The sequence below is a fragment of the Vagococcus sp. genome (assembly GCF_036639995.1).
GTDB lineage: Bacteria > Bacillota > Bacilli > Lactobacillales > Vagococcaceae > Vagococcus.
In genome coordinates this window covers 1,827-7,503 of the sequence record NZ_JAVWHO010000053.1, presented here as the reverse complement: position 1 = coordinate 7,503, position 5,677 = coordinate 1,827, and the positions used below count along the sequence as shown (strand labels likewise).

Annotated in this window: 7 protein-coding genes; 6 read left to right on the top strand and 1 reads right to left on the bottom strand. The window is 35.0% G+C overall.

The features are described 5' to 3' along the window. The 4 genes from RR554_RS10720 to RR554_RS10705 form a co-directional block, all read left to right on the top strand. Positions 1–343, top strand: a 343-nt coding sequence (locus RR554_RS10720; protein ID WP_332464391.1) for a WxL domain-containing protein, incomplete at its 5' end; no start/stop codon positions are given. 25 nt (positions 344–368) lie between these two features. Further along, positions 369–1,112, top strand: a complete 744-nt coding sequence (locus tag RR554_RS10715) for a WxL domain-containing protein (protein WP_332464392.1) — start codon at positions 369–371, stop codon at positions 1,110–1,112. Positions 1,113–1,122: 10 nt separating this feature from the next. Continuing rightward, complete coding sequence (locus RR554_RS10710; RefSeq protein ID WP_332467996.1) at positions 1,123–1,848, top strand: WxL domain-containing protein; 726 nt, start codon at positions 1,123–1,125, stop codon at positions 1,846–1,848. A gap of 20 nt (positions 1,849–1,868) precedes the next feature. Continuing rightward, positions 1,869–2,705, top strand: coding sequence for a WxL domain-containing protein (locus RR554_RS10705; protein WP_332464394.1), 837 nt, complete (start codon positions 1,869–1,871; stop codon positions 2,703–2,705). A 64-nt stretch (positions 2,706–2,769) separates the two neighbouring features. Here RR554_RS10705 and zwf read toward each other — a convergent pair whose 3' ends face one another. Beyond that, a complete protein-coding gene (zwf, locus tag RR554_RS10700; RefSeq protein WP_332464395.1) occupies positions 2,770–4,287 on the bottom strand; it encodes a glucose-6-phosphate dehydrogenase in 1,518 nt (505 codons plus the stop codon). Between the two features lie 189 nt (positions 4,288–4,476). Between zwf and RR554_RS10695 the strand changes: the two genes are divergently transcribed. Both RR554_RS10695 and RR554_RS10690 read left to right on the top strand, forming a co-directional pair. Continuing rightward, complete coding sequence (locus tag RR554_RS10695; protein WP_332467995.1) at positions 4,477–5,208, top strand: acyl-[acyl-carrier-protein] thioesterase; 732 nt, start codon at positions 4,477–4,479, stop codon at positions 5,206–5,208. Positions 5,209–5,276: 68 nt separating this feature from the next. Further along, positions 5,277–5,677 (top strand): aminotransferase class I/II-fold pyridoxal phosphate-dependent enzyme (locus RR554_RS10690; protein ID WP_332464397.1); only part of this gene is annotated, 401 nt, incomplete at its 3' end.

Below are 5,677 nucleotides of genomic sequence, written 5' to 3'. Positions count from 1 at the left end.
TGAAGAAGTAATGAAAGGTGCGACATTAACTTATAGCAATCCTATCGTAACATCTACAGCAGATAATTCTGATGTAGCAACATATCCAACTTCACCACTTAATCAAAAAGTAGAAATTCCAGCAGATGGTGCATCATCAGGTGTTGTTTTAAGTGCTGAAGACGGTCAAGGTGCAGGGACTTTCTACGCTAGATATAATCCACAAGCATTTAAAATTGCTGATAAAGATTTTGCAGCAACTCCAATCGAATTAAAAGTGCCTTCTTCAACTAAAAAAGGTGACTACAAAGGCGTTGTTACTTATACATTAACACCAATTGGAACTCAACCTGAAGCTGAATAATCTGTAAGAAAGAGAGGGAAAGGAAATGTCTTTAAAAAAACAAGTAGCATCAATACTTTTATTAAGTAGTTGTGCTATCTTCCCTTTCTCTTTTAGCTATGCTGAAGAACTTGGTTTAACTTCTGCAGATTCACCTAAAAGTGATGTTGCTGAAGGTAAAACAAATGCTGGAGTAAGTGTAGAAAAGGGAGGACGTCAAGTTACACCGCCCATTTCACCAAAAGATCCTAGCGTAGACTTAGACATGATTGATAAAGATGAGGGTAAGCAAACGAATCAAGAAGGCCCTATTTCAATCGACTATGTGAGTCACTTTAGATTTGGAGGAAACCACAAAATTGATCAAGCCACCATGAAAATTCCTTTAGAAAATAAAGGAACACCTTTTTTTCAAGTAACTGATATAACAGGTGACGGTACTGGTTGGCAATTACGTGGTAAACTTAATGAATTCAAAAATGACAAAGGCAGTACGATAAAGGGTGCTAAAATCAGTATGTCAACGGGGGAATTGATTACAAGAAACCCGTCTCAAACAAGTGACAGCTCAGGATTCTCCATCCCAAAAACAGTTGTATTTGAATCAGGAGGTAATTTTGTCCCGTTAATGACAGCCAAACCAGATTTTGGCTCAGGCACGTGGGCAGTCAAATTTGATGATTATAAAAAATCGGTTATCTTTGAAGCTCCTGGTAAAAATATTGAGGCCAATAGTACTTACAAGTCAGGTTTTGTTTGGCAGTTAGTGACAGTACCGCAAATGGACTAGGAGGGATTCAATGAAAAAAAATATCACATTATTTTCACTCGCTTCATTAATCCTTATAACTAGTGCGTTGCCGTCTGAAACATTGGCAGCCAAAATAGAAGATGATAAAGAAGTCCAATTTGGGTTAGTTGGAGATACAAGTGAAAATAAAGAGCCTGTAAAAATTCCAGGTGCAGTGAATATCGGAGAACATTCAAAATTTAGTGGGCAAGTTGCCGTAACTAATTTTCCAAAACTATCTTTTGATTCACAAGAATTATCACATAAAGAAATTTATGTGGATTCGAAAGGAAAATCAGGTGAAGTGCCAGGTTTTCGTGTAGATGATATAAGTGGAACGGGAGCAGGATGGACGCTTAGTGTGAGTGCCTCTGATTTTGTTAGAGATGATAATTCAGATATCAAACTAAGTGGTGCAAGTTTAGTTTTTCCAAAAGCTAAAAGCAAGACTTTTGCAAAAAATATTTCAAAAGGACCAAATTATGTTGAGGATAAAAAAAATCCTGATTTGAAAGAGACCACAATTGGAGCTTTAACAGTGCCATTTGATGGTTCAGATAAACATAATTTGCTTGTGGCAAAGGAAGGACAAGGAATGGGTGCATGGGAAGTTGCTTATGATAGTAACTCAAAAATCAAACTACAACTCCCATCTGGTCAGTTACTAGGTAATTATGAGGCTACAGTGACTTATTCGTTATCTGTAGGAGATATGAACTTAGATACGGCAAAATAAAAAGAAAAGGAAGATATAGAATGAAAAAAGTTAATATGTTAATGGCTTTAAGCGCATCAGCAATGATTTTAGGCGGAGCAGTTTCAGCAAACGCTGCGGTTATTAAAGAAGAATTAGAACGTAAAGATGATATGAAATTTGAAATTACAACTCAAGGTGAAGGAACTGTTAAAGATCCAGACCCAATTAAAGATGGTGGCGAGCCTGAAGATAAAACAACAGGACCTCTTATTCCATTTAAAGGTGATTTAGCAATCACAGCTATCCCTCAATTAAATTTTGGTAAAATTGAATTAGGTGGAAAATCAGCAACTGCTTATCAAGACTTATTCATGTCTAAACCTTACAAATATGAAGATGGTAAAGGCGCTGTTATTGACGAATCAAAAGAAGAAAAAAAATATAAACCAGGCGTTCGTGTGGATGATGTCCGCGGAACAAATGAAGGATGGACATTATTTGCAAGTTTAGGTGAAATTAAAGGAGCAAAAGAAAAAAATATTCTTAAAGGTGCTCAACTTAAATTCCCATCTGTTACTATTTCAACAAATAACGTTCATGCTGCTTTACCAGCAGATTCAAACGGTGATATCCATGGACAAGCTTCTTTAGAAGCAACGTTAGCTTCAGATGATGCTAGTCATAAATTAATGGAAGCAGCTAAAGGAACTGGACGTGGTGGTAACCAAGCAACTTACTTCTTTGGTATAAAAGATGATACTCAACCAGAAGGTTATAAACCTGATCAAACTAAACAAATTAGCTTAACTGTACCAGCTGGTTCATTAGTTGATACTTATACAGGAACTGTAACATATAAATTAACTGAAACACCTGCTGACAAACCTGCAGAATAATCAGAAGATAATCAAAAAAACTGTTAATCACAAATTTAGTGATTAACAGTTTTTTCTATTTTCTTTATTCTTTTAAAAATCCGTGCATTTTATACCATTCATCTGGATGCCATATCCAGTGACGGTTATCTTTTTCTAATAAATCAAAGGCACATTTAGGTCCCATAGAAGCTGCTGAGTAGGTGGGAATATCTGCTTCTTCTTTATCCCACGTTTGTCTAACGACATCAACAATTTTCCAAGAGTTAGCCACTTCATCCCAGTGGGTAAAGTTTGTTGCGTCTCCTTTTAAGCAATCTAAGATTAATTTTTCATAGGCTTCTGGACTATTATCTAAGTTTTCTTGAGAGTGACGGTAGTCTAATTTAACAGGATCAATATTAAATCCATCACCAATTTCTTTTCCATTTAAACTAAGAGAAAAGCCTTCTGTTGGTTGAATATAGATGGTTAAAATGTTTTCTGGAAGATTTGTTGTGATGTCACTAGCTTCTCTAAAAACATTAATAGGTGTTGATTTAAAGACAATATTAATTCGTGTTCCTTTTTCTGTTAGACGTTTACCAGTTCTAATATAAAAGGGAACACCAGCCCATCTAAAGTTATCAATCATTAATTTGCCTGCGACAAAGGTTTCTGTTTGAGAGTTTTCTTCAACACCAGGTTCTTCTTGATAACTAACAAATTCTTTTCCAGATAATTTACCATGAGCATATTGCCCGCGGACAAAATTTTGATTTACTTCATCTTCCGTATAAACACGAATTGATTTTAGTGCATTTATTTTTTCAGTACGAATAGCCTCTTCTGAAAAAATAGTAGGTGGCTCCATTGCAAGAAGTGCCACAACTTGAAGGATATGATTTTGCACCATGTCTTTTAAGGCACCACTTTGGTCATAGTAGCCACCACGTTCTTCAACGCCTAAATCTTCGGCTAAAGTAATCTGAACGTTATCGATGTATTGATGATTCCATAGAGATTCAAAAATATTATTACCAAAGCGAACAGCAGAGATATTTTGAATCATTTCTTTTCCTAAGTAATGGTCGATACGGAATATTTGGTCTTCATTAAAGACAGCAGCAATTTCATCATTTAGTTGTTTAGCAGTCTCGTAGTCTGTACCAAAAGGTTTTTCAATGATTAAGCGACTAAAACCAGTCTCTGTCATAATTTTTTCAGATTTAATGTGTTTTGAGATGGTACCAAAGAAGCGTGGTGCCATGGCTAGATAAAAGAGGCGATTGCCTTCTAATTTGTACGTCTCATCTAATTGGTTCGCTAATTCGCCTAAGACTTTGTATTCTTCTGTGTCATTAACATTGTGAGATTGATAGTAAAAATGACTAGTAAAAGCGGCAATTTCTTCAGCGGAAGGTTCCAGGCTTTCAATAGACTCAATAACCACATCCCTAAAATAGTCATTTGTCCACTCACGGCGAGCAGTTCCAATAACCGCAAAGCGCTTGTTAATCATTCCTTTACGAAATAATCGGAATAAAGAAGGGTACAATTTTCTTTTGGCTAAATCCCCAGTTCCACCAAAAATAATAAATAGTGCTTTATTTTCTTGACTCATCATGTAACCTACTTTCTTAACAATAAGTAAAATATCTTGAGTAATATTCTCCAATATATTTTACTTGTATTAGGGAAACAAAGCAATTAATAAGAGTGTTTTCTTCAATAAACTTGTGAAAACCTTATGATATGTAATCATTCATTGTTATGCTATACTATAAAAAAAACAAAAATGAGGAGAAAAAACGTGGCAAAAAAATATTCAGAAATACATCAAATTCCGTACTATGAATGTGATACGGAAAATTATTTAAAAATTCCAACCATGATCAAGATGTTAATTAAGATATCTGAGGATCAAAGTGCCAGCTTAGGCGTCAGTGATGAGTTTGTTTTATCTTTAGGATTGGGATGGATTATTTTACAACATGATCTAACCATTCACAGGTTGCCTCAAGCAGGAGAATCAATTAAATTAGTGACAGAAGCTGAAAGTTACAATAAATATTTTTGTTATCGTAATTTTTGGATTTATGATGAAGCTGGCAAAGAGTGTGTTCATATGGAAACGACATTTGCTTTAATGGATTTAAAAGAAAGAAAAATGGGTAGTGTTCCAGATGAAGTCATTGCTCCTTTTGAATCAGAAAAAATAAAACGAATCAAACGTGGGGAAAAAATTTTACCTCTTGAAACAGCTGAAAGAGAAGAAGAATATCGCGTTCGCTATTATGATATAGATGGCAATAAGCATGTTAACAACTCTGTTTATTTAGACTGGATGCTAGATGTCTTGGGCTATGAGTTTTTATCAACGCACGTGCCAAAAACAATTTTTATTAAATTTAATAAAGAAGTTCGTTATGGAGAAAGTGTGATGAGTCGTTATCAACACTTAGAAGAAGGCGTAACAAGACATCAGATATCTTTTGGCGGGGATGCTAGTGCGGATGCCAATATGACATGGGAAAAAAGATAAACATAAAAGACAAGTATTATAATGAAGGAAAATGATTAAAATTAAACCATCTCTTGGGGGAATGAGATATGAAATATATAAAAAAATCATCAAAATTAGATTATGTGAGCTATGATGTGCGAGGTCCAGTGTTAGAAGAAGCAGAGAAAATGCAAAAAAGAGGCATTGATATTATCAAGCTGAATACGGGAAATCCAGCAGCCTTTGACTTTAAAGCACCAAATGAAATTATTGATGACCTGATTACGAATGCAAGAAATTCTGAAGGGTACTCTGATTCAAAAGGTATTTTTTCAGCTAGAAAAGCTATTCAGCAGTATTGTCAGTTAAAGGGATTTCCAAATGTTACCATTGATGATATTTATACTGGAAATGGTGTCAGTGAGTTAATCACGATGTCAATGCAAGGATTAATCGATAATGGAGATGAAATATTAGTTCCAATGCCTGATTATCCGCTTTGGACAGC